Annotated in this window: 27 protein-coding genes; 19 read left to right on the top strand and 8 right to left on the bottom strand. The window is 63.0% G+C overall.

Going from position 1 to position 21934, the window contains the following annotated elements; genetic code table 11:
* Nucleotides 1-277 precede the first annotated feature (277 nt).
* The 5 genes from Q0949_RS18910 to Q0949_RS18890 all read left to right on the top strand — a co-directional run bounded on the left by Q0949_RS18910 (nucleotide 278) and on the right by Q0949_RS18890 (nucleotide 4948).
* Nucleotides 278-1156 carry a LysR family transcriptional regulator gene (locus Q0949_RS18910; protein WP_299376524.1) on the top strand — a complete coding sequence of 293 codons (879 nt, stop codon included), beginning with the start codon at nucleotides 278-280 and terminating at the stop codon, nucleotides 1154-1156.
* A 93-nt stretch (nucleotides 1157-1249) separates the two neighbouring features.
* Nucleotides 1250-2071: a putative hydro-lyase gene (locus tag Q0949_RS18905; RefSeq protein WP_299376121.1), complete on the top strand. Its 822-nt coding sequence runs from the start codon at nucleotides 1250-1252 to the stop codon at nucleotides 2069-2071.
* On the top strand, nucleotides 2068-3093 hold the full coding sequence (locus Q0949_RS18900; protein WP_299376119.1) for a TRAP transporter substrate-binding protein: 1026 nt from the start codon (nucleotides 2068-2070) through the stop codon (nucleotides 3091-3093). The genes Q0949_RS18905 and Q0949_RS18900 overlap by 4 nt, the downstream gene beginning before the upstream one ends.
* A gap of 17 nt (nucleotides 3094-3110) precedes the next feature.
* The gene (locus Q0949_RS18895) at nucleotides 3111-3668 is read left to right on the top strand and encodes a TRAP transporter small permease (protein ID WP_366524061.1); all 558 of its coding nucleotides are present in this window, start codon (nucleotides 3111-3113) and stop codon (nucleotides 3666-3668) included.
* Nucleotides 3665-4948: a TRAP transporter large permease gene (locus Q0949_RS18890; RefSeq protein WP_299376116.1), complete on the top strand. Its 1284-nt coding sequence runs from the start codon at nucleotides 3665-3667 to the stop codon at nucleotides 4946-4948. The genes Q0949_RS18895 and Q0949_RS18890 overlap by 4 nt, the downstream gene beginning before the upstream one ends.
* Before the next feature lie 11 nt (nucleotides 4949-4959).
* Here Q0949_RS18890 and Q0949_RS18885 read toward each other — a convergent pair whose 3' ends face one another.
* Nucleotides 4960-5247, bottom strand: a complete 288-nt coding sequence (locus tag Q0949_RS18885; protein ID WP_299376114.1) for a hypothetical protein — start codon at nucleotides 5245-5247, stop codon at nucleotides 4960-4962.
* A gap of 177 nt (nucleotides 5248-5424) precedes the next feature.
* Between Q0949_RS18885 and phnC the strand changes: the two genes are divergently transcribed.
* From phnC to Q0949_RS18860, 5 genes are all read left to right on the top strand, one after another.
* The gene (phnC, locus tag Q0949_RS18880) at nucleotides 5425-6240 is read left to right on the top strand and encodes a phosphonate ABC transporter ATP-binding protein (RefSeq protein ID WP_299376111.1); all 816 of its coding nucleotides are present in this window, start codon (nucleotides 5425-5427) and stop codon (nucleotides 6238-6240) included.
* A 57-nt stretch (nucleotides 6241-6297) separates the two neighbouring features.
* A complete protein-coding gene (gene phnD / locus Q0949_RS18875; RefSeq protein ID WP_299376109.1) occupies nucleotides 6298-7209 on the top strand; it encodes a phosphonate ABC transporter substrate-binding protein in 912 nt (303 codons plus the stop codon).
* 64 nt (nucleotides 7210-7273) lie between these two features.
* A complete protein-coding gene (gene phnE / locus Q0949_RS18870; RefSeq protein WP_299376107.1) occupies nucleotides 7274-8149 on the top strand; it encodes a phosphonate ABC transporter, permease protein PhnE in 876 nt (291 codons plus the stop codon).
* A complete protein-coding gene (phnE, locus tag Q0949_RS18865) occupies nucleotides 8146-9459 on the top strand; it encodes a phosphonate ABC transporter, permease protein PhnE (RefSeq protein ID WP_299376105.1) in 1314 nt (437 codons plus the stop codon). The genes phnE (Q0949_RS18870) and phnE (Q0949_RS18865) overlap by 4 nt, the downstream gene beginning before the upstream one ends.
* Complete coding sequence (locus Q0949_RS18860; RefSeq protein WP_299376102.1) at nucleotides 9459-10076, top strand: DapH/DapD/GlmU-related protein; 618 nt, start codon at nucleotides 9459-9461, stop codon at nucleotides 10074-10076. The genes phnE (Q0949_RS18865) and Q0949_RS18860 overlap by 1 nt, the downstream gene beginning before the upstream one ends.
* On the opposite strand, the gene phnF is transcribed toward Q0949_RS18860, so the two are convergent.
* Nucleotides 10073-10792: a phosphonate metabolism transcriptional regulator PhnF gene (phnF, locus tag Q0949_RS18855; RefSeq protein WP_299376099.1), complete on the bottom strand. Its 720-nt coding sequence runs from the start codon at nucleotides 10790-10792 to the stop codon at nucleotides 10073-10075. The two genes, Q0949_RS18860 and phnF, sit on opposite strands and share 4 nt — an antisense overlap.
* Nucleotides 10793-10873: 81 nt before the next feature.
* Here phnF and phnG point away from each other — a divergent pair, with 81 nt between their 5' ends.
* The 8 genes from phnG (at nucleotide 10874) to Q0949_RS18815 (ending at nucleotide 17069) form a co-directional block, all read left to right on the top strand.
* Complete coding sequence (phnG, locus tag Q0949_RS18850; RefSeq protein ID WP_299376096.1) at nucleotides 10874-11329, top strand: phosphonate C-P lyase system protein PhnG; 456 nt, start codon at nucleotides 10874-10876, stop codon at nucleotides 11327-11329.
* Nucleotides 11329-11892 (top strand): phosphonate C-P lyase system protein PhnH, encoded by a 564-nt coding sequence (gene phnH, locus Q0949_RS18845; protein WP_299376093.1) that lies wholly within the window; start codon nucleotides 11329-11331, stop codon nucleotides 11890-11892. Before phnG ends, phnH begins: the two co-directional genes overlap by 1 nt.
* Complete coding sequence (locus Q0949_RS18840; RefSeq protein ID WP_299376090.1) at nucleotides 11893-12981, top strand: carbon-phosphorus lyase complex subunit PhnI; 1089 nt, start codon at nucleotides 11893-11895, stop codon at nucleotides 12979-12981.
* The gene (locus Q0949_RS18835; protein WP_299376087.1) at nucleotides 12978-13829 is read left to right on the top strand and encodes an alpha-D-ribose 1-methylphosphonate 5-phosphate C-P-lyase PhnJ; all 852 of its coding nucleotides are present in this window, start codon (nucleotides 12978-12980) and stop codon (nucleotides 13827-13829) included. Before Q0949_RS18840 ends, Q0949_RS18835 begins: the two co-directional genes overlap by 4 nt.
* Nucleotides 13826-14596 (top strand): phosphonate C-P lyase system protein PhnK, encoded by a 771-nt coding sequence (gene phnK, locus Q0949_RS18830; protein ID WP_299376085.1) that lies wholly within the window; start codon nucleotides 13826-13828, stop codon nucleotides 14594-14596. The genes Q0949_RS18835 and phnK overlap by 4 nt, the downstream gene beginning before the upstream one ends.
* A gap of 4 nt (nucleotides 14597-14600) precedes the next feature.
* The gene (phnL, locus tag Q0949_RS18825; RefSeq protein WP_299376082.1) at nucleotides 14601-15284 is read left to right on the top strand and encodes a phosphonate C-P lyase system protein PhnL; all 684 of its coding nucleotides are present in this window, start codon (nucleotides 14601-14603) and stop codon (nucleotides 15282-15284) included.
* Nucleotides 15281-15826: a phosphonate metabolism protein/1,5-bisphosphokinase (PRPP-forming) PhnN gene (gene phnN / locus Q0949_RS18820; protein WP_299376079.1), complete on the top strand. Its 546-nt coding sequence runs from the start codon at nucleotides 15281-15283 to the stop codon at nucleotides 15824-15826. The genes phnL and phnN overlap by 4 nt, the downstream gene beginning before the upstream one ends.
* An 85-nt stretch (nucleotides 15827-15911) precedes the next feature.
* Nucleotides 15912-17069, top strand: a complete 1158-nt coding sequence (locus Q0949_RS18815; RefSeq protein ID WP_299376520.1) for an alpha-D-ribose 1-methylphosphonate 5-triphosphate diphosphatase — start codon at nucleotides 15912-15914, stop codon at nucleotides 17067-17069.
* Nucleotides 17070-17079: 10 nt separating this feature from the next.
* Here the strand turns inward: Q0949_RS18815 and arsJ are convergent, their stop codons facing one another.
* Genes arsJ through merF form a run of 5 tightly spaced genes read right to left on the bottom strand, consistent with a single transcriptional unit; the run spans nucleotide 17080 to nucleotide 20660 of the window.
* Complete coding sequence (gene arsJ / locus Q0949_RS18810; protein ID WP_299376076.1) at nucleotides 17080-18351, bottom strand: organoarsenical effux MFS transporter ArsJ; 1272 nt, start codon at nucleotides 18349-18351, stop codon at nucleotides 17080-17082.
* On the bottom strand, nucleotides 18348-19346 hold the full coding sequence (locus Q0949_RS18805) for an ArsJ-associated glyceraldehyde-3-phosphate dehydrogenase (RefSeq protein ID WP_299376073.1): 999 nt from the start codon (nucleotides 19344-19346) through the stop codon (nucleotides 18348-18350). The genes arsJ and Q0949_RS18805 overlap by 4 nt, the downstream gene beginning before the upstream one ends.
* Nucleotide 19347: 1 nt before the next feature.
* Nucleotides 19348-20190: a helix-turn-helix domain-containing protein gene (locus tag Q0949_RS18800; RefSeq protein WP_299376070.1), complete on the bottom strand. Its 843-nt coding sequence runs from the start codon at nucleotides 20188-20190 to the stop codon at nucleotides 19348-19350.
* Between the two features lie 60 nt (nucleotides 20191-20250).
* Nucleotides 20251-20475, bottom strand: a complete 225-nt coding sequence (locus Q0949_RS18795; protein WP_299376067.1) for a GDCCVxC domain-containing (seleno)protein — start codon at nucleotides 20473-20475, stop codon at nucleotides 20251-20253.
* Entirely contained in the window at nucleotides 20451-20660 is a 210-nt protein-coding gene (merF, locus tag Q0949_RS18790) for a mercury resistance system transport protein MerF (RefSeq protein ID WP_299376065.1), read from the bottom strand. The genes Q0949_RS18795 and merF overlap by 25 nt, the downstream gene beginning before the upstream one ends.
* 164 nt (nucleotides 20661-20824) lie before the next feature.
* Between merF and Q0949_RS18785 the strand changes: the two genes are divergently transcribed.
* Nucleotides 20825-21109: a hypothetical protein gene (locus Q0949_RS18785; protein WP_299376062.1), complete on the top strand. Its 285-nt coding sequence runs from the start codon at nucleotides 20825-20827 to the stop codon at nucleotides 21107-21109.
* Here Q0949_RS18785 and Q0949_RS18780 read toward each other — a convergent pair.
* On the bottom strand, nucleotides 21106-21762 hold the full coding sequence (locus Q0949_RS18780) for a L,D-transpeptidase (protein WP_299376057.1): 657 nt from the start codon (nucleotides 21760-21762) through the stop codon (nucleotides 21106-21108). The genes Q0949_RS18785 and Q0949_RS18780 overlap by 4 nt on opposite strands.
* Nucleotides 21763-21934: the final 172 nt, after the last annotated feature.

Here is a 21934-nt window from a genome sequence, read left to right as displayed (position 1 = left end):
ACGTCGGACAGAGCACGCCATAAGGTGAAATCATGTTGCACATACAGCGCACACGACGCACATCAACTGATTGAATTAAAGATAAAACTCGTCCAATCCATCATAGGTGCGACGGACAGGGTCGCGGCCTTGGTGGAGAGGGCGTGGTGCATTGCGAGATCCATGGGATTTGCGGATGTGGGGACACATACTGCACCCGGCCGGTCAGGGTCCAGCCCCTCTGGCCGTGGCCCCATTGATCATATGCAGCCTAGTCCGATAGATGTTTTGGATGTCCATGACCTTTGAACAACTTCGCACATTCCTTTGGGTCGCCCGGCTGGGCGGATTTCGCAAGGCGTCGGATCGGCTGCACCTGTCGCAACCGGCGGTGTCGACGCGGATTTCCAACCTTGAGGACACCTTGCAGGCGCGGCTTTTTGAACGTGGCCCCGGCGCGCTGGTCCTGACCAAGAAGGGACAGCAGCTGCTGGGCTATGCAGAGCAGATGCTGTTCGTTGAAGAAGAGATCAAATACCGTGTGGCCAACCCGGCGGAGACTGAGGGGCTGTTCCGTGTCGGTGCGTCGGAGACGATTGCGCAGGCGTGGCTGCCGTCCTTCATTCAGGCCTTCAGCGCGCGGTTTCCGCAGGTCAATGTGGACCTGACCGTGGACATATCGCTGAATTTGCGGACGGCCATTCTGGAACGGCGGCTCGACCTTGCCTTTCTGATGGGGCCGGTGTCGGACTATTCCGTCAGTAATGTGGATCTGCCGCGGTTCGACCTGCACTGGTACAAATCGAGACAGCTGGGCGCGGTGGATCTGTCGGATATCCCGATCATTTCCTATTCCAGCCAGACCCGCCCCTATCGCGAACTGACATCGGAACTGGCCCAGCGGGTGGGGCCCAAATCGCGCGTGTTTTCGTCCGCGTCCCTGTCTGCCAGCCTGAAGATGATCGCATCGGGAATCGCGGTTGGTCCCTACCCGCGCGTTCTGGCCGTGCCGCACCTCGAGGCGGGCGAGGTGGAAGAGTTCGATCCCGGCTTTGTCCCACCACCGCTGGAATTCACGGCCTCTTACCTGGCAGAGCCGCGCAGCCTTCTTGTTGAAAACAGTGCGGAAATTGCTCGGGACGTGGCGCACCAATGGCATGACGCCCATCCGAACTAGTTTCAAGAAATCTCTCAGTTAAGATAAAAAATGATAATTTGAGTGAATGCTGCGTCTCGTGTGACAGTAACGTGACACGAACAAGAGGCAGCCATGTCATCGCATCACAGCACCGCAGGCCAGATCCGCGCGCGCATCAGGTCGGGGGCGCATCAGGGGCACACGGCCGGGCAGGCACCCGGCATGTTGCAGTGCAATCTCGCCATTCTGCCCCAAGCTGATGCGCTGGATTTCCTGCGGTTCTGCCAGCGAAATCCCAAGCCCTGCCCGCTCGTGGGTGTGGGAGATACAGGCGACCCGATGTTGCCCACTTTGGGACAGGATATCGATATCCGCACCGATGTGCCCCGCTACCGGGTGTTTCGGGATGGTGCCTTTGCCGAGGAGGTCACGGATATCTCCGCGTTGTGGACACAGGATCTGGTGACCGTGGCGCTGGGTTGTTCGTTCACCTTTGAAAACGCGCTGATGCGGGCGGGTATATCGGTGCGCCATATCGAGATGCAGCGCAACGTGCCCATGTTCCGCACCAATATTGATCTGACGCCGGCAGGGCCGTTTTCGGGCCAGATGGTCGTGACCATGCGCCCGTTGCATGCAGATCAGATCGACGCGGCCCGCACCATCAGTGCGCGGTATCCGCAGGCCCATGGCGCGCCGATCGCGGTGGGGGATCCGGCCGCCATCGGGATCGCGGACCTGGGCCAGCCGGATTACGGTGATCCGGTCGATATACGGCCCGGTGAGGTACCAGTGTTCTGGGCCTGCGGGGTGACACCCCAGAACGTCTTGCGCGCGGCACGGCTGCCGCTCTGCATCACCCATGCGCCCGGTCACATGCTGATCACGGACATCCCCGAGGACGCGGAGACCACGATTTACAAGAACGCAAACCAACTAGGAGTGAAAACATGAAACGCACATTTACCCTGCTGGCCGCAACCACGGCGCTTGCTGCACCTGCATTGGCCGAGGACCTGTCGGTTGTCGGCAGCTGGTCCAGCCTGCCGCTGCACAAGAGCTATGAAGCGCCGTTCTGGACCGAAACACTGCCCGCTGCCGGGGATTTCAATGTCGAATTGACGACGCACAACCAGATGGGTCTGGGCCTGTCCGAGATCTACCCGCTGCTGGGTCAGGGCGTCTATGACGTGGCAATGACCGTTGCCGACTATGCCGTGGGCGACGCGCCCGAACTGGAAGGGCTGGACGTGCCGCTGCTGGCACTGACCGCGGACGAGGCACGCGCCATGGTCGATGCCGCACGCCCGATGGTGTCTGACATCTACCGCGCGCGGTTCAATGCCGAGGTGCTGGCCATTGCGCCCTATCCCCCGCAGGTCGTGTTCTGTAACGCCGAGATCGGCAGCTTTTCCGATCTTGCGGGCCTCAAGGTGCGCGCCTCTGGCCGGATGACGGCACTGTTTCTCGAGGCGCTCGGGGCCGAAGGTGTGAACGTGTCGTTCTCCGAAGTGCCCGGCGCGTTGCAGAACGGAGTTGTCGACTGTGCCGTGACCGGTGCCGGGTCGGGGTATTCCGCCGGATGGTGGGAAGTGTCCACACATCTGCTGCCGATCCCTCTGGGCGGTTGGGACCACGTGGTCACGGCCATGAATGCAGACAAGTGGGACGGGTTGAGCGCCGACACGCAGGCTGTGATCAGGACCCAGATTTCGCAGGGGTTCGAGGAACCTGCATGGGCCAGTGCGCAGGATGCGTTGGTCAACGACATCGCCTGCCTGACCGGCAATGGCGCCTGCCCCGCCGGGGAGGCGCGCGATATGACGCTGGTCGAGATTGCGGACGCTGATTTCGACAAGGCGCGCGATATCCTCATCGGTGAAGTGTTGCCCGACTGGGCGGCGCGCGCCGGCGGAGACTGGGCCCAGCGCTGGAACGCGTCGGTCGGCCAGGTCGTCGGCGTGACTATCGAGTAACGAGACAAACAGGGGACATGAACATCATGGAACTGGCGTTGATCAATACGCTTCGCAGGCTGAACCGGGTCATCGCGCTGGCGGTCGGTCTGGGGTTGCTGGGCATGGCGGCCTTTGTGGTCGCGGATATTGCACTGCGTCAGGTCCATGCGTCATTTGGCGGCTCCGAAGAGCTGGCGGGCTATGCGATGGCGCTCGCCAGTTCCTGGGGCATGTCCTATGCGCTGCTTGAGCTGGGCCATATCCGGATCGACCTGATCCGGTCCCGCACCGGGTCCATGGCGCGGGCCCTTTTTGACGTGTTCTCGATGATCGTCATGTCCGGGGTTGTCGTGACAATCGCCATCAAGTGTTGGCCGGTGGTCGCGCGTGCGGTCGAAAACGGCAGCCGCGCCAACACGCCGCTGGCGACCCCGCTGGCGTGGGTACAGGTGCCGTGGTTTGCTGGGTGGGTGTGGTTCGCGGTAGTGAGCTGCCTTGTCACGCTTGCGGCGCTTGGCCTGCTGGTGCGCGGCCGCGCGGCCGAAACAGAGCCGTTTGTCGGCGCATTTGCAGAGCAGGACAGCCTGACATGATCACTTTTGTTTCCGCGGGCCTTCTGGCGCTCCTTGCCCTTTCCATCCCGGTCGGGGTTGTCCTGTTCCTGCTGGGGTTCGGGGTCGACCAGTTCTTTTCCAACTTCCCGCTCAGCCGGGCGCTGGGGAATATGGTCTGGTCCTCGTCCTCTTCGGCTACGCTGATCGCGATCCCGTTTTTCGTGTTGCTGGGCGAAATCCTCGTGCGCTCTGGCGTGGCGACGCGCACCTATGCAGCACTTGACCGGTGGGTCAGCTGGATGCCCGGTGGACTGGTGCACGCCAATGTTGCAACGGCCACAATGTTCTCGGCCACCTCCGGATCGTCAGTGGCAACGGCGGCCACGGTTGCGACGGTCGCCATGCCGCAGGCCGAAAAACTGGGCTATGATCCCAAGCTGTTTTCGGGTGCCATCGCCGCGGGCGGCACGTTGGGCATCATGATCCCGCCATCCATTAACCTGATCGTCTACGGCTTTCTCACGCAGTCCTCTATCCCGCAGCTGTTTCTGGCCGGGCTGGTACCGGGGCTGGGGCTGGCGCTCGCGTTTCTGATCGTGACGGCGATCATTTGCACCATTCGCCCGGACCTCGGGGGGACCCGCCGAGTGTTTCCCTTTGTCCAGATGGCGCGGGCGCTGGTGGATCTGGTGCCAATCCTGATCCTCTTTGGTCTGATCGTGGGATCGATCTATCGCGGGTGGGCCACCCCGACCGAAGCCGCCGCCGTCGGTGTCGCCGGTGCCCTTGTCATCGCGCTGGTGTTCGGAGGCGTCAGTTGGACGATGATGCGCGACAGCCTGTTGGGCACGATCAAGGTCACATCCATGATCATGCTGATCATCATCGGCGCGTCATTTCTCAACTTTACCCTCTCCTCGGCTGGTCTGGGCCGCGAGTTGACCGCGTTCATGCAGGGCCTGGGCCTTGGACCGGTCGGGTTCATCATGGTTGTGGTGGTGCTGTACATCATCCTCGGCTTTTTCATTGAAACCCTGTCGCTGATGGTGGTCACCATCCCGATCATCGTGCCGATGGTTCTGGCGCAGGGATATGACGTGATCTGGTTCGGGATCCTGATGATCGTCCTGATCGAGATGGCGCTGATCACGCCGCCAGTCGGTCTGAACCTGTATGTCGTGCAAGGGGCGCGCAAATCAGGTTCGTTGAACGAAGTGATGCTGGGCGCACTGCCTTATGTTCTGGTGATGCTGGCCATGGCCTTTGCCCTGATCGCGCTGCCCGACATCGCGCTCTGGCTGCCAAACGCATTAAGGTAGTACGCCGTGAATCAGGCCGGACCCGACGCGACTGCGTCCCAGTGTTCACCCATCGCGATGATACACGCAGTGCCATTGGCATAGCTTTGCACGATCACCCAGTCGCCGGTGCTTTGGGTCACCCAGATCTCAAGCATGGTTTCGGGGTCGCGCAACCCCATGCCCTGCCGTTCGGCACCGAGAACCTGCGTCAGGGTCCGGGTCATCCGATGTTGGTCGTCGCAGGTGACGTCCGCGGTCTGTGCCAGCAACGGAGCAGGCAGGACAAGGCACAGGGCAAATATGATGAAACGGGTCATGCGCCAAGGCTAACGGCTGCGCTGGCAAAGTGTAACAGTTTTATGACGTCCTGTGGACAAAACAGCTCCCGCCGCGGGCGTCACAATTCCTTTGCGAAGCTGTTAGAAATCTGAATCAAAACCGTCACGGAGCTGTCGCGTGGCCTGCGTATTCGCCGTTCCAAACACGGGGGCGACATGCTGAACATCACCAAGCTGACCAAACGGTTCGGAGACAAGATCGCGGTTGATGCCGCCAATATTTCTGTCGCGCAACCGACCATGATCGGGATCATCGGCCGGTCCGGCGCGGGCAAATCGACGTTGTTGCGCATGCTCAACCGTCTCAGCGATGCCAGCGACGGGTCCATCATCTTTGACGGGCAGGACGTCACCGCCCTGCGCGGTGCGGCCAAGCGGGACTGGCAATCGCAATGCGCGATGATCTTTCAGCAATTCAACCTGGTGCCGCGCATGGATGTTGTCTCGAACGTGCTGCATGGCACGTTGAACAAGCGGTCGACGATGGCCACCCTGTTCAACCTATATCCGCAGGCCGACATCCACCGCGCCATCGAGATCCTCGACCGGCTGGGCATTGCCGAACAGGCGCCCAAACGGGCCGAAGCCCTGTCTGGCGGGCAGCAGCAGCGCGTGGCTATTGCGCGTGCCCTGATGCAGGACCCCAAGATCATTCTCGCCGATGAGCCCATCGCGAGCCTTGACCCGATGAACGCGCAGGTGGTGATGCGGTCGCTGCGCACCATCCACGAAGAAGACGGGCGCATGGTCATCGCCAACCTTCATACGCTCGACACCGCGCGGCGCTATTGCGACCGGGTGATCGGGATGCGCGACGGGCGCATCGTTTTTGACGGCACGCCGGCGCAGCTGACCACCGGTGTGGCGCGCGACATCTACGGGGCTGGCGCCGATTTTTCCGAGGCTGCCACCTCGACCGAGATCGAAACACTGAACAGACCAGGGGTCCGCGAAGCGGAAGCCTACGTCTGACTCAGCGACCACCCGCGCCTTTCGCGGGCCACCTTCATCAACCCAACGGAGATACAGATGAAAAAGACCCTCGCACTGGCGCTTGCCGCCACAACAGCCCTGAGCGGTGCCGCATTCGCAGAAGAGATCACCGAATTCCGCATCGGCATCCTGGGCGGCGAAAACGCGCAGGACCGGATGAATTCCTACCAGTGCCTTGCCGACTACACCACCGAAGCCCTGGGCGTCGAAACCAAGCTGTTCGCCCCTGCCGATTATAACGGCGTGATCCAGGGCCTGCTGGGTGGTAATATCGACATGGCGTGGCTGGGTGCCTCGTCCTATGCCGCGACCTACCTGCAAGACCCCGAAGCGGTCGAGCCTGTGCTGATCAAGGTCAACGTGGACGGCTCCATCGGCTATCACTCCATCGGGTTTGCCCGCAAGGACAGCGGCGTGACATCGCTGGACGACATGGAAGGCAAGGTGTTCGGCTTTGGTGATCCGAACTCTACCTCCGGCTATCTGATCCCCTCCATCGAGATCCCGCAATACAAGGACGGCATCACCATGGAGAGCGGCGAATACTTCGGTGAGGTCAAGTTCACCGGCGGCCACGAACAGACCATCGTAGCAGTGAACAACGGCGACATCGACGCCGGCGTGACATGGGCTGACGGTCAGGGCAACTGGGAAGACGGCTATAACTCCGGCGCGCTGCGCAAGGCCGTGGATGCGGGTCTGGTGGACATGAACGACATGGTCCAGATCTGGAAATCCAACGTCATCCCCGAAGGCCCGGTTGTGCTGCGCAAGGCGCTGCCTGCGGATGTGCGCGCCACGATGACCGCACTGGTCGATGGGCTGCACGAACGTGATGCCGACTGCGCCTATGGTGTGGCGGCGGGTGACACGCTGGGCTTCCAGCCTGTGACGCATGACACATACATTTCCATCGTCGAGGCCCGCAAAGCCAAGATCGGTGGCTAAGCCATTTCAATGAAGCGTCCGGTAGCCCCTTCGGGGCTGCCGGTATTTTTTGTCCGGGGGCACGATGGCAGACATAACACTCACCCAGTCACCGCAGGGCGTGGACAGCATCCAGTCGAGCTATGTCGCGCAGGTGCAGCGGCGCAGGCTCTATGGCGGGCTGACCCTGTTGATCTTTGTCGTGCTGATGGTGTCCGGGTTCAACGTCGCGGACGACCGCAACGCGGGCGGGTTCTGGGACGGGCTGCACCAGATCGGGGACTATCCCGCAGATGTGCTGTCCGAGGCATGGGAAAAGCGCGCCGATCTGCCCGCGCTGATGGCCAAATATTTCCCGGCCCTGATCGAGACGGTCAACATTGCTGCCGTGTCCACCCTGATCGGGGCGATCGGGGGGCTGGCGCTGTCACTGCTGGGCACGCGGGGGCTGGCCAGATGGCCGCGGCTGATCCCGCTTTTTCGGCGGATATCGGACATCATGCGCGCGGTGCCGGAGATCGTGATCGCGCTTGTCCTTATCTTTGTACTGGGCGGTGGCCCGGTGCCTGCGATGATCGCTATCGCAATCCACACGGCCGGTGCCTTGGGCAAGATGTTCTCGGAAGTGGCCGAAAACGCCGACCTAAAGCCCGTCGAGGGGTTGGCCTCTACCGGGGCCACGTGGTCGCAGCGCATGTTGCTGGGCGTGCTGCCGCAAGTGGCGCCCAACTACATCAGCTATGCGCTCTTGCGGTTCGAGATCAACATCCGCGCCTCGGCCATCCTGGGCTTTGTCGGTGCGGGGGGGCTGGGATACGAGCTGCGCAATGCGATGGCATGGGGCCCCGGCCGCTTTGACGAGGCGGGCGCGATCTTCATCCTGCTGTTCGGCACGATCGTGTTCTTTGACCAGGTGTCCAGCCGCTACCGCAACCGTTTGACCGAAGGACAGGGCCAATGACCGCCACCGATCTGAGCATGGCCAAGCATACGGCCGACCGGCAATTCGCGCGCAAGCGGCTGGTGGGCTTTGCTATCCCGGCGGTCATCGCCGTCTACCTCGCCTATATCTTCTTTGCCTTTGACCTGCCGGGGCTCGCACAGCGGGCCAATCTGGAAAATGCCGTCACCCTCGCCTCGGACAGCTGGTCGCACAAGGTCCATGTCACGCGCGACAACCGGTCGGGCGAGATCACCTATGCCGTCGAGGGCGAGCGCAAGGGACGGTATCCGGACGGCACCCGCCCCGACTGGGTCAGCGGCGATGATGTCCTGACCATCGACCTCGGTTCTGGTCACCTCGTCCGCTATCTGCCCGACAACCGGACCGAAATCGACATCCCCGGCTTTCCGCCCATCGAGGCGCGCGCCGAGGGCCGCCGCGTTGTCACCAACCTGCCCGAGGATCTGCCGGACTGGATCTCGGCATCGGACCGCCGGGTGGGCATCACCACGCCCGAGGGGCGCGTCACGCTGACCGGGGCGCGCACCGAAGTATTCAACTATTTCCCCGGTTGGGAGCTGTTCTGGTTCACGCTGGACAGCCCCTATCACGGGCAAGGCGTCGGACAGATCCTGTTCGGCGCGCGCATCGACCCTGCGCGCGCCAACATCACCGGCGCGCTGTCGGATTGGTGGAACAATGCCATGTGGCGGCACAAGGACGTGGCCTGGGCCATCGGCGAGACCATCCTGATGGCGTTTCTGGGCACAATGGGTGCCGCGATGCTGGCGCTGCCGCTGGCCTTTCTGGCGGCCCGACGGTTTTCGCCCATCATGCTGCTGCGCGCCGCGACCCGGCGGCTCTTTGACTTTGTCCGCGGGGTGGATGCGCTGATCTGGACGGTGGTTCTGGCCCGTGCTTTTGGCCCCGGTCCGTTGACCGGCACGCTGGCCATCCTGATCACGGACACCGGCACCTTTGGCAAGATCTTTTCCGAAGCACTGGAGAACGTGGACCAGAAACAGATCGAAGGCGTCGCCTCAACCGGGGCCAAGCCGCTGCAACGCTACCGCTTTGGCGTGATCCCGCAGGTGGTGCCGGTCCTGCTGGCACAGATCCTCTATTTTCTCGAATCGAACACCCGGTCCGCGACGATCATCGGGGCGATTACCGGTGGCGGCATCGGGCTGATGCTGACGCAGGCCATCCAGACCCAAAAGGACTGGGAGGAGGTCGCCTATTACATCGTGCTGATCATCGCGATGGTGATGTTCATGGACTGGTTCTCAGGGTGGCTGCGCGGGAAACTGATCGGGCGCAAGGACTGATGCCGCGCCTGTCAGCAGATGCGCCCGTCATCCACCCGGATTGCGAGATCAGCAACAGCACGTTTGGTGCCTATGTCGAGATCGGCAAGGGCAGCCGGGTCGCCAACACGGCCTTTGGCGACTACAGTTATTGCGACCGCTATGCGGACATCGCCAATGCGCGGATCGGCAAGTTTTCGAACATCGCCGCCTTTTCGCGCATCGGGGCGACGGATCATCCGCTGGACACGGCCGCCTGTCACCATTTCCTCTATCGGTCAGATGACTATTGGGATGATGCGACTCGCGACGCGGATTTCTTTGCGCATCGGATGTCGCGGCTGGCGCATATTGGCCATGACACGTGGATCGGCGCGGGCGCGATGATCAAGCCTGACGTCACGCTGGGCCATGGTGCGGTCGTCGCTGCCGGGGCCGTGGTGACCAAGGACGTGGCACCTTACACCATCGTTGCAGGTACGCCCGCCCGGCCCCTGCATCTGCGCCAGCCGCCCGAGATCGCGGACCGGTTGATCGCGCTGGCCTGGTGGGACTGGCCCCACGCGACGCTGCGCGACCGGCTCCAGGATTTCCGCAAGCTGAGTGCTGGGGCATTCCTCGAAAAATACGAAACCTAGCTGTCCAGCGTCAGGGTTACCCGGTCGCCTGCGAACCATGTGCGGCCGTATTCAACCGGTGCGCGATCCGGATCCACGTTCACCCCCGTGGAACGCAACAGCGGATCACCCTCGGCCACGTGCAGGTGCAGCGCCTGCGTCGCCGTCGCTCGGGTCGCGGTCAGCCGGGTCGAGGCGCGGGTATAGTCGGACACGCCCGCGTCTGTCAGGGCCTGCGTGACGCTGCTGGTGTCTTTCAGTGCGCGCGTGATGCCCGGCAGGCGCGACAGAGGAAACAGGCTTTCGAAGATCGCGATAGGCTGGCCATCGGCGAGCGACAGGCCGTGATAGGCACAGACCTGCCCGCCGGGTGGCAGCTGCAAGGCCGCCGCCTCGCCTTCGGTGGCGGCGCGTTCGGCGATGTGCAGCGCGCGTTTCTCGGGTCTGCGCCCTGCAGCGACAAGGTTTTCGTGGAACCGCACCCGCGCGCCAATTGGATAATCCGTCGGCGTACCCGCGACAAAGGCCCCGGCCCCGCGCCGGGTGCGGATCAACCCCTCCTCCACCAGCGCGGCGATGCCATGCCGCACCGTATGGCGGTTCACACCGAACCGTTCGGCCAGTGCCGCCTCGGTCGGCAGCTTGTCGCCGGGCACATAGCGCCCCTCGGCCAGATCGCCGCGCAGGGCGTGGGCGATGGCCTTCCAGATCGGGGTTTTGGCGGTGCTGTCACGCAAGTTTCACAAATCTCTTCTGTTCTGTCGGGGCGGATGTGGTAAGATATGTATAGTTGTATAGGAACTGGAACAGTTGTCGAGATGAAAGACACGACCCACGATGATTTGGCCCGAAAGACGTGGATGAGCCTGCTGGCCCGCGCGCCCGAAGGCCGTGCCGCGGCGCTGCTGGATGCCGCGCAGGCGCGCCCGGCGTTTACGTGGCTGCGCGCGCCCGAGATCGGCACAACCATGGTGCGGGGCCGCGCGGGCGGCACGGGCGCGCCCTTCAACCTGGGCGAAATGACAGTCACGCGCTGTGCGCTGACCCTGTCCACCGGCGAGGTCGGGCACGCCTATGTGCAGGGGCGGCGCAAGGGTTGTGCCGAGGCAGCGGCGCTCGTTGATGCAATGATGCAGACCGATGCGGGACCTGTGCTCCGTGCTTCTGTGCTGGATCCGCTGGACGCGGAGATGACCGCCGCCAAGGCCACACGTGCGGGCAAGGCCGCGGCCACCAAGGTCGACTTTTTCACCATGGTCCGGGGAGAAGACTGATGCAGGCAGATATTTTGTCCGGAGGCTTTGCCGACCCCGCGATTCAATCCGCGCACGCCTTTCGCAGCGTAATGGAGGCGATGGCCCGTCCCGGCACGGTGCACGACATCCATGGCGCAACACCGCCCGCGCCGCTGTCCCCTGCCGCAGGTGCGGTATTGTTGACGCTGTGCGACACCGACACGCCGGTGCATCTGGCGGGGGATGCCGATTGTGATGCGGTGCGGTCCTGGCTGGCCTTTCACACCGGTGCGCCGATCACTGGCCCGGCGCAGTGCATGTTCGCGGTGGGTACCTGGGAGGCATTGGGGCCGCTCGCGGCTTACCCTGTGGGGCGGTCCGATTACCCTGACCGGTCCGCGACCCTGATCGTCGAATGTACCGAACTTCAGGCCGAGGGGGCCACACTGACCGGGCCGGGGATCAAGGATACCGCCGCCCTGTCACTCCCCGAGGTTGCGGCGTTTCAGGCTAATTCGGCGCTGTTCCCGCTGGGCCTCGATTTCATCTTTGCCAGTGGCAGCCGTCTGGCCGCCCTGCCCCGAACCACACAGGTGACCTGAATGTATGTTGCAGTCAAAGGCGGCGAGCGGGCGATCGAGAATGCCCACGCGTGGCTGGCCGAGGAACGACGCGGTGACCGGGATGTCGCCGAACTGAGCATTGCGCAAATCCGCGAGCAACTGAGCCTTGCCGTGAACCGGGTGATGGCCGAAGGTTCGCTATATGATCCCGACCTTGCCGCCCTCGCCATCAAGCAGGCGCGCGGCGACCTGATCGAGGCGATTTTCCTGATCCGCGCCTATCGCACCACCCTGCCCCGCTTTGGCGCTTCGGAACCGGTGGATACCGGGGCAATGGCCTGCGACCGGCGCATCTCAGCGACGTTCAAGGATCTGCCCGGTGGGCAAGTACTGGGCCCGACTTTCGACTACACGCACCGCCTGCTGGATTTCAAACTCGCCGCCGAGGGGGAGACGCCCGCCGCACCATCCCGCGTTGCCGAACCCGGCGATGTGCCGCATGTGACCGAGTTCCTGAACCGCGAGGGCCTGATCGAAGAGGCGGTGCACGACGACACACCACCCCCTGATCTGACCCGCGAACCGCTTGAGATGCCCGCCGACCGCGCGCTGCGTTTGCAAGCGCTGACCCGCTCGGACGAAGGGTTTGCCCTCGGGCTCGCCTATTCTACCCAGCGCGGGTACGCCCGTAACCACGCCTTTGTGGGCGAGCTGCGCATTGGCACGGTCCCCGTCGAGATGGAGATCCCCGAACTGGGCTTTGCCATCGACATCGGCGAGGTGACGCTGACCGAATGCGAGACGGTGAACCAGTTCAAAGGGTCCAAGACCGAACCGCCGCAGTTCACCCGTGGCTACGGCCTGGTCTTTGGCCAGACCGAGCGCAAAGCAATTTCGATGGCGCTGGTGGACCGGGCGCTGCGCTGGGAAGAGCTGGGTGAGGATTTCGTCGGCGCGCCGGCGCAGGACGCGGAATTTGTTCTCTACCACGCGGACAATATTCAGGCGACGGGGTTTCTCGAACATATCAAGCTGCCCCACTATGTCGATTTCCAGTCCGAGCTGGAATTGGTGCGCAAGCTGCGTCGCGAGGCCGGTGCGGATCAGGTGCAGGAGGCTGCGGAATGACCGACTACAACTTTGCCTATCTGGACGAACAGACCAAGCGGATGATCCGCCGCGCGATCCTCAAGGGTTTGGCGATCCCCGGCTATCAGGTGCCGTTCGCCAGCCGCGAGATGCCGATGCCCTACGGCTGGGGCACGGGCGGGGTGCAGGTGTCGGCCGCGGTCCTGACGCCCGAAGACACGTTCAAGGTGATCGATCAGGGCGCAGACGACACGACAAATGCCGTGTCGATCCGCAGCTTCTTCGAGCGGACGGCTCAGGTCGCCACGACCACGGCAACGGCAGAGGCGACCGTGATCCAGACGCGCCACCGCATCCCCGAGGCCGCTCTGACCGAAGGCCAGATCCTTGTCTATCAGGTGCCGATCCCGGAGCCGCTGCGGTTTCTTGAGCCGCGCGAAAGCGAGACACGCAAGATGCACGAGCTGGAGGAATACGGCCTTATGCACGTCAAGCTCTATGAGGATATCGCGCGCCACGGGCACATCGCCACGTCCTATGCCTATCCGGTCAAGGTCGAGGCGCGCTATGTGATGGATCCGTCGCCAATCCCCAAATTCGACAATCCGAAACTGGGCCACATGGCCGCCATCCAACTGTTCGGCGCGGGCCGGGAACAGCGGATCTATGCGCTACCGCCTTACACGCAGGTCGTCAGCCTCGATTTCGAGGATCACCCGTTCGAAGCATCCAAGGCCGATCATCCCTGCGGGATGTGCGGCGCGAATGACAGCTACCTCGACGAGGTGATCATCGACGACGCAGGCGGGCGCATGTTTGTCTGTTCCGACACCGACCATTGCGAAGCGCGGCAGGCCCAAGGCCACCGTGGAAAGGATGCGGCATGACACCTTTGTTGTCCGTTCAGGGCGTGACCAAACGATACGGCGCGCATATCGGCTGCGCCGATGTCAGCTTTGACCTCTATCCGGGTGAAGTCATGGGGATCGTGGGGGAAAGCGGGTCAGGCAAATCCACCCTGCTCAACTGTCTGGCCGGGCATCAGCCGCCTGATGGCGGACAGGTCGTGTTCGATACGCGCGCGGACGGGCCACGCGATACCGTGCGCATGTCCGAGCCGGAGCGCCGGATGCTGGGCCGCACGGACTGGGCCTTTGTCCACCAGCACGCACGCGACGGATTGCGGATGGGCGTGAGCGCTGGCGGTAATGTGGGCGAACGGCTGATGGCCGTTGGCGCGCGCTACTATGGTGACATCCGCCACAAGGCGACCGATTGGCTGGCGCGTGTCGAGATTGACGAATCCCGCATCGATGACCGCCCCACGACCTTTTCGGGCGGTATGCAACAGCGGCTGCAAATCGCCCGCAATCTCGTGACCGGCCCGCGTTTGGTGTTCATGGACGAGCCGACCGGGGGGCTTGACGTGTCGGTGCAGGCGCGCCTGCTTGACCTGTTGCGCGGCCTCGTGCGCGACATGGGGCTGTCGGCGATCATCGTCACCCATGACCTCGCCGTGGTGCGCCTGCTGGCGGATCGTTTGATGGTGATGAAGTCCGGGCATGTTGTGGAATCCGGCCTGACCGATCAGGTGCTGGATGACCCCCAGCACGCCTATAGTCAGCTGCTTGTCAGCTCCGTTTTGCAGGTATGAGCCGATGATCCAACTTACAGACGTGTCCAAGACCTTTACCCTGCACAACCAGGGCAGTGCGGTGATCGAAGTGCTGCGGGATGTGGACCTGACCGTGGCACCCGGCGAATGTGTGGCCCTCACGGGCGCGTCGGGGGCGGGGAAATCCACGCTGATGCGCATGATCTACGGCAACTATCTGGCGCAGGCCGGCCAGATCCGCATCGGCGATCTGGACATCGTGCAGGCAGAGCCACGCGAGATCATCCGGTTGCGCCGCGAGGTTCTTGGCTATGTCAGTCAGTTCCTGCGCGTGGTGCCGCGTGTGCCGACGCTTGACGTGGTGGCCGAACCGCTGCGCGCCGTGGGCACGCCCGCAGAGGCGGCCGAGGCGCGCGCCAGAACGCTGTTGCAACAGCTCAACATCCCGCACCGGCTTTGGTCGCTGTCGCCCACCACCTTTTCGGGCGGCGAACAGCAGCGGGTGAACATCGCCCGCGGCTTTGCCCACACCTATCCCGCGTTGTTGCTGGATGAGCCGACAGCCAGTCTGGATGCCGCCAACCGCGAGGTTGTGCTGGGCCTGATCGAAACGGCCAAGGCGCGCGGTGCCGCCATCATCGGCATTTTCCACGACGAGGCCGCTCGGGCGCGGGTCTGTGACCGGGAGATCGACGTGACGCGCTTTACCCCTGGGTTGGCCGCATGACCAAGGGCACCTTCATCGCAGTTGTCGGACCTTCGGGCGTTGGCAAGGACAGCGTGATGGCGGGCCTGCATGATGCGCTGCCATGCACGCATCTGGTGCGCCGTGTCATCACCCGGTCGCTCGGTCTGGGCGGAGAGGTCTTTGACCCGGTCACGGTGCCGGAATTCGAGGTCATGGCCGCCAATGGCGCCTTTGCGCTGTACTGGCAGGCGCACGGGTTGCACTATGGCATTCCGGTTACGGTCAAATACCAGTTGAACAAGGGCACGGATTGCCTGGCCAATCTATCGCGCGCGGCGTTGGCTGAGGTCGGTCGCCTGTTTCCAAAGGTGACCGTGCTCAACATCACCGCAGCACCCGAGACGTTGGCCCGACGCCTCGCGCTGCGCGGCAGGGAAAGCGAGGCGGACATCGCCCGCCGCCTTGCGCAGGCCGAGAAACCGCTGCCTGCCGGGCTAGATGTGATCAACCTGTCCAATGACGGCCCGCTTCATGATACGGTGGCGCGCGCCATCGCCCTGCTTCAACCCGTGGGGGTGTGACCATGCCCGACACACTCCGCCCGCCCCAAGGCCAGATCGAGAGCATCAGATGAATTCGCATTTCCCCCTGCCCACCGACACCGCGATGGCGGACGCCGATACGCCTCGCGATCTGTGCCTGGCCAATGCGCAACTGGTGCTGCCCGACCGTGTCCTGACGGGATCCGTCACGATCGAGGCTGGCACGATCACCGCAATCACCGAAGGCGATCACGTGCCCACAGGCGCGGTGGATTGCCGACAGGATCTGGTGATCCCCGGCCTGATCGAACTGCACACCGACAACGTGGAGCGTCATATCGAACCGCGCCCCTCGGTCGACTGGCCGCACCTGCCCGCGCTGATTGCCCATGACGCGGAATTGGCGTCCACCGGGATCACGACGGTGTTCGACGCGATGCGCGTCGGCTCCATCCACAGCGGCAAGGGGCGGTATATCGACTATGCCCGGCAACTGGCGGACGAGTTGCTGGCGGCCCGCGCCGCCGGCGTGTTCAAGATCAGCCATTTCCTGCACTTGCGGGCCGAGATCTGTTCCGAGACCCTGTTGGAGGAACTGGCGACCTTCGGGGCGGATGACCGCGTGGGCATCGTCAGCCTGATGGACCACACCCCCGGTCAGCGCCAGTTTCGCGATCTGGATGTGCTCAAGACCTATGTGGCCAAGAAGCGCGGCATGAACGATGCGGAATTCGCCGCACATGTGGATAACCTGCTGGGGCTGCAAGCGCGCTTTGGGCAAAAGCACGAGGCAGGCGCGGTTGCCGAAGCCGCGCGCCTTGGTGCGGTGCTGGCCAGCCATGATGACACCACGCGCGCCCACGTGGCGACATCCGCGCAGAACGGCGTGGGCTTTGCCGAATTCCCAACCACGGTCGAGGCGGCGGAGGCCTGCTGCGACCACGGTATCGCCGTGATGATGGGGGCGCCCAACCTGATCCGGGGCGGATCACATTCCGGCAATGTCGCCGCCGAGGACCTCGCCCGCGCCGATCTGCTGGACATCGTGTCGTCGGACTATGTGCCTTCGGCGCTGTTGCTGTCGGCGGTGCGTCTGGCCGAGATCTGGGACGACCTGCCCCGCGCCATTGCGACGGTGACGTCCAATCCCGCCCGCGCTGCACGTCTGACCGATCGCGGCACGCTGGCGGTGGGGATGCGGGGCGACGTGCTGCGGGTGCGCCGGATGCTGGGTAACGCCCTCTTGCGTGGCACCTGGAGCCAGGGTCAGAAGATCGGCTGAGGCAACGCGGTCACGCGGTTTCGGGCGCATCAGGTCTGAGAAACGCAACAACGATAGCCGAACCTGCGACCATCGCCGTGGCCGTCGCCAGCATCACGGGCAGCCCCCCGATCTGATAGGTCAGCCCGGACAGGACCGTGCCCGCCAACCGCCCGGCGGCATTTGCCATATAGTAGAACCCTACATCCATCGTGACCCGTTCAGCCCGCGTGAACGCGAGGATCAGATAGGAGTGCAGCGCGGAGTTCACGGCAAACACAGCGCCAAAGGCCAGCAATCCACCCACGATCACCGCCGTCAGCCACGGCTGCGGCCCTCCAGCCAGCAGCGCTGCACAGGTCAGGAACGCGGGCACGCAAGCCAGCGCCCAGGCCCAGAGGCGCGCCGAGGTGATCAAGTCCGACTCTGTCCGGGACTGCGCCCGCAGGATGCGGGGAGCGTTCGCCTGCACCAGTCCATAAAGGATGATCCACCCTGCCATGAATGTCCCAATCAGGAAAAACGCGGCACGGTTGCCCGCGACTGTCCCATCGGACAGCACGGCGTAGAAATAGATCGGGATGCCCACCACGAACCAGACATCGCGCGCACCGAACAGGAACACACGCGCCAGAGACAGCCAATTCACATTGGCGGATTTGGAGAACACTTCGGACAACCGCGCGCCCTTGCGGCCCGGCGGCAGGCCGGGCGGCATGGCAATCACCACTGCAATCAGGATGGCCGCCAACAGTGTCGCCATGACCAGTACCGACCATATAAAGCCGAAAATCGCGAGCAAGGCGGCCCCAAGCAGGAAGCCCAAGCCTTTGACCATGTTCTTCGACCCCGTCAGGACCGCAACCCAGCGGAAGAGGCCCGCGTTGCCCGACGGGGCCAGCAACTTGACGGCAGATTTTGAGGACATCTTGGCCAGATCCTTGGCCACACCACTGGCCCCCTGCACCATCATGACAAAGGCGACGGACACCCCCACGGCCCATTCGGGGTCCAGTTGCGCAAGTGCCAGAAGGGCCAGCACCTGAAGGCCCAGCCCCGCATAGAGCGTGGAGGTCAGCCCGAACCGTGCCGCGATCCAGCCCGCCGACAGGTTGGTCACCACGCCCGCGATTTCATAAAGAACAAAGAGATATGCCAACTGCACTGGCGAGAACCCGAGCGTGTGAAAGTGCAAGAGCACCAGCATCCGCAGCGCCCCGTCGGTCAGCATGAAAGCCCAGTAGGCGGCCGTCACCGCGACATAGGCCGCAAGACCCTCGGGCCGCGCGGCCGGGCCGGTCACAGGCTGTCCCCGACCATGCAGGCCACATCGACAAGGCGGTGCGCATAGCCCATTTCATTGTCGTACCACGCATAGATTTTGACTTGCGTGCCATTGATGACCATGGTCGATGGGGCATCCACGATGCTCGACCGTGTGTCGTTGGTGTAATCGGTGGAGACCAGCGGACGTTCCTCGTACCCCAGAATGCCGGCAAGCGCGTCTTCAGAGGCAGCCTGAAACAGCGCGTTGACCTCTTGGGCGGTGGTTTCGCGTGCAACTTCGAACACGCAATCGGTGAGTGAGGCATTGAGCAAGGGCACCCGCACCGCGTGCCCGTTCAGGCGCCCCTTGAGCTCGGGGTAGATCAGCGTGATCGCCGTGGCGCTGCCCGTGGTGGTCGGGATCAGGGAATTGAGGGCCGACCGCGCGCGGCGCAGATCCTTGGCGGGCCGGTCTACAATGGTCTGCGTGTTGGTAACGTCGTGGATCGTGGTGATCGACCCGTGCTTGATGCCGAGATTCTCGTGGATCACCTTGACCACGGGTGCCAGGCAATTGGTGGTGCAACTGGCCGCGGTGACGATCCGGTGGCGGGCCGCGTCGTAGATGTCGTGATTGATCCCGTAGACGATATTGGCCGCGTTCCCGTCCTTGACCGGGGCCGACACCACGACCTTTTTGACGCCTGCGTCGAAATAGGGGGCGAGCGCGTCCTCGGACTTGAAAACGCCCGTGCAGTCAATGACCACATCCACCCCATCCAGCGGCAGATCCGCAATCTCGCGCGTCCCGACAAATGGCAGGCGCGTGCCGTCGATGGTGACGCTCTCTGCGTCATGGGCAAAGTCGGCATGCCAGCGTCCGTGCACCGTGTCGAATTCCATCAGATGTGCGTGCATCTCCGGATCGCCCACGGCGTCGTTGATCCACGCGATCTGGGCGCCACGTTCCAAAAGCGGTTTCAAGGCAAGTTTGCCAATACGGCCAAGGCCGTTCAAGGCGTAGACAGTCATGTCAGGATCCTTTGTGATCGACTTGGCCCAGGTCATCGACCGCCTTTTGCAGCGACAACCGGTCCAGTGAGGCAATGGGCAGTGCCGCGAAACCGGCCAACCGGTTGCGCAGCGCGCCATATGTTTGATGAAAGGCGAGGCTCTTTTCCGCGTCCGTTCTGGTGACCTTCACAGGGTCGGGCAGTCCCCAATGGGCGCTGATCGGCTGGCCCGACCACGGGGGGCATTCCTCGTTCGCGGCGGCATTGCAGACGGTAAAGACAAAGTCGAATTGCGGCGCGTCTGCACCCTGAAATTCTGCAACCGCCTTGGCGCGCAGCGCGGATGTGTCGTGGCCCTTCTGTGTCAGCACTTCAACCGCAAACGGGTTCAGATCCGACCGGGCCTGGGTGCCTGCGGAATGGACATCGAACCGGTCCGGGGCCATGTCACGCAGGATGGTTTCAGCAAAGATCGAACGGGCGGAATTGCCTGTACACAGAAACAGGACACTGTAGTTTCGGTCCGGCAATGTGCCAAGCCCGGGCTCGCCTGGCGCAAGGTCGGGCAGGCAAATTTCGGGACGCCCCCGGCAACAATCGTGCAGCAGATAGCCGATCATGTCCCGCGCCGCGTCCATGTCGACCGCATAGCGCAGAGACGTGCCACTGCGTTCCTGTGTGACCAGCCCGGCCTGCATGAGTGTGTTGATATAGGCCGACAATGTGCTGGGCTTTAGCCCGAGCGCATCTGCCAACTCCGTTGCTGGCACGCGGTCGGGATATCGCCGCATCAGCAGCCGAAACAGCGCAAGCCGTTGCGGATGGCCCAGCGTGGACAGTTGGTTGGGAATCACAATTTCCATATTTCATGGATATGTGAATTATCATGCTGGCTGAAGTGAAGATTTTATGACAACCCGGCGTCAGATGCAGCAGGATGACCCCTGCTGAATGGGTGGGCATGGTACCGTCGCATAGGAGCAATACACACAGCAGTCGCCCTCAAGCGGCTTCAGAACGCTGTGGCAGGATTTGCATTCGTAAAACCATTGGCACGCGTCCGTCGGCATCGTTTCCGTTTCGACATGACCACAGTCTGGACAGGTCAGCGTTGAGTCCAGCGTCACTTTTGCGACTTCATCGGCCATAGCGCATACCCCGTGAGAATGAGAAAACCCGCAAGAAGCGGGAGAAGAACAGCATCCGTATACACCACGCCCAGCACGCCCGTCAGGCCGAGCGCTGTCAGAACCACGGGTAAAATCGGTGTGAAACAGCATAGGGCTGCAAAGATCGTTCCCCCCAGCCCCAAAACCGACAGCTTGCTCTTCATCTTGAACCTTCCTGGACGTCTCCGTCTCCGACCGGGGGATGAGATGCCTTCGCGGCACGCCTGCTCACAAAATACGTACCCGCATTGCACCGCTCGCCAAGGAATGCGACACATGGGCCAACACGCGCCAGCAGAGCGCAGACCACAAAAAGAGGGGATGCCCCATGATGATCCGTTCCAGCGCCTTGATCGCAACGCTTGTCTTTGTCGCCGCCTGCGACGAAACCACCGGGGTCGGCTATATCGCCGAACTGCCACAAAGTGTCGTGGACCTTGCCGGTCCCAATCAGAACCTGCGCCAAGTCAAGGTTCTGCCCGAAGACGGCTGTTTTTGGTATCTGCACAACGGCCCCGTTGAATCCACACTGCTGCCACTACGCACGGCCTCCGGCTCCCCGATCTGCACCAAGGCGCAAACCGAGACGGCGACGGCACCCGCCAGCTCTTAACTGCTGGCGGTGACCTCGGCGGGGTACAGGATCGCCTGTGCCCCCGGTTCCACCTGATCATAGAGCCCAATGATATGTGCCATCACCATGCGCACGCAGCCCGAGCTTGCCCGCCCGCCAATCGATTTGGGGTGCGGGGTGCCATGGATGCGCAGGTAGGTGTCGCGATTGCCCACAAAAAGATAGAGCGCGCGTGATCCCAGCGGGTTGGTTGGCCCGCCCGGCACCCCATCTGCATATTGTTCAAACTGTGCCGGGTCGCGTTCGATCATGTCCTTGGTCGGCGTCCATTTGGGCCACTTGGCCTTTCGACGGATCGTGTATGTTCCGTGTTCGTAGAGGTTCCCGCGCGCGATGGACACACCATAGCGCATCGCGGTGCCGTCGGCCTGAATGTGGTACAGATAGCGGGCGATGGCGTCCACGTGGATGTCGCCCGGGGTCAGGCCGTCATTGGCCTGCACACGCTGAGGCAGGTAACGCGGGTGAAAGCCCCACGGATTGGACGTGGCCGGATCATAATTTGCAGGCGTCACGCGGGCATCCCATTTGGCCCACTGCGACGCACTTGCCTCGGCCCAGACCGGCCCCGCCAAGGGCGCGCTTGAAAACAATGCGGCGCTGGTTGTGATGAAATGGCGTCGTGTCAACATCGGTCACTTGTCCCTATTTTGTCTTTAACGTTGGATTAAACCGCAAATGCGCCTCGGGTTCCACACACATCTGCGTGGGGTTGATGCTCTAGCGGTTCACCCTGCGAGTGATGGTAGCCACAGGACGATGCCCGGGAATGCGACGAGGGCTGCGATTGTGGCGGCGTCGGCG

It is taken from the genome of uncultured Tateyamaria sp., assembly GCF_947487805.1.
GTDB lineage: Bacteria > Pseudomonadota > Alphaproteobacteria > Rhodobacterales > Rhodobacteraceae > Tateyamaria.
This window is presented reverse-complemented; position numbering and strand designations above follow the sequence as displayed.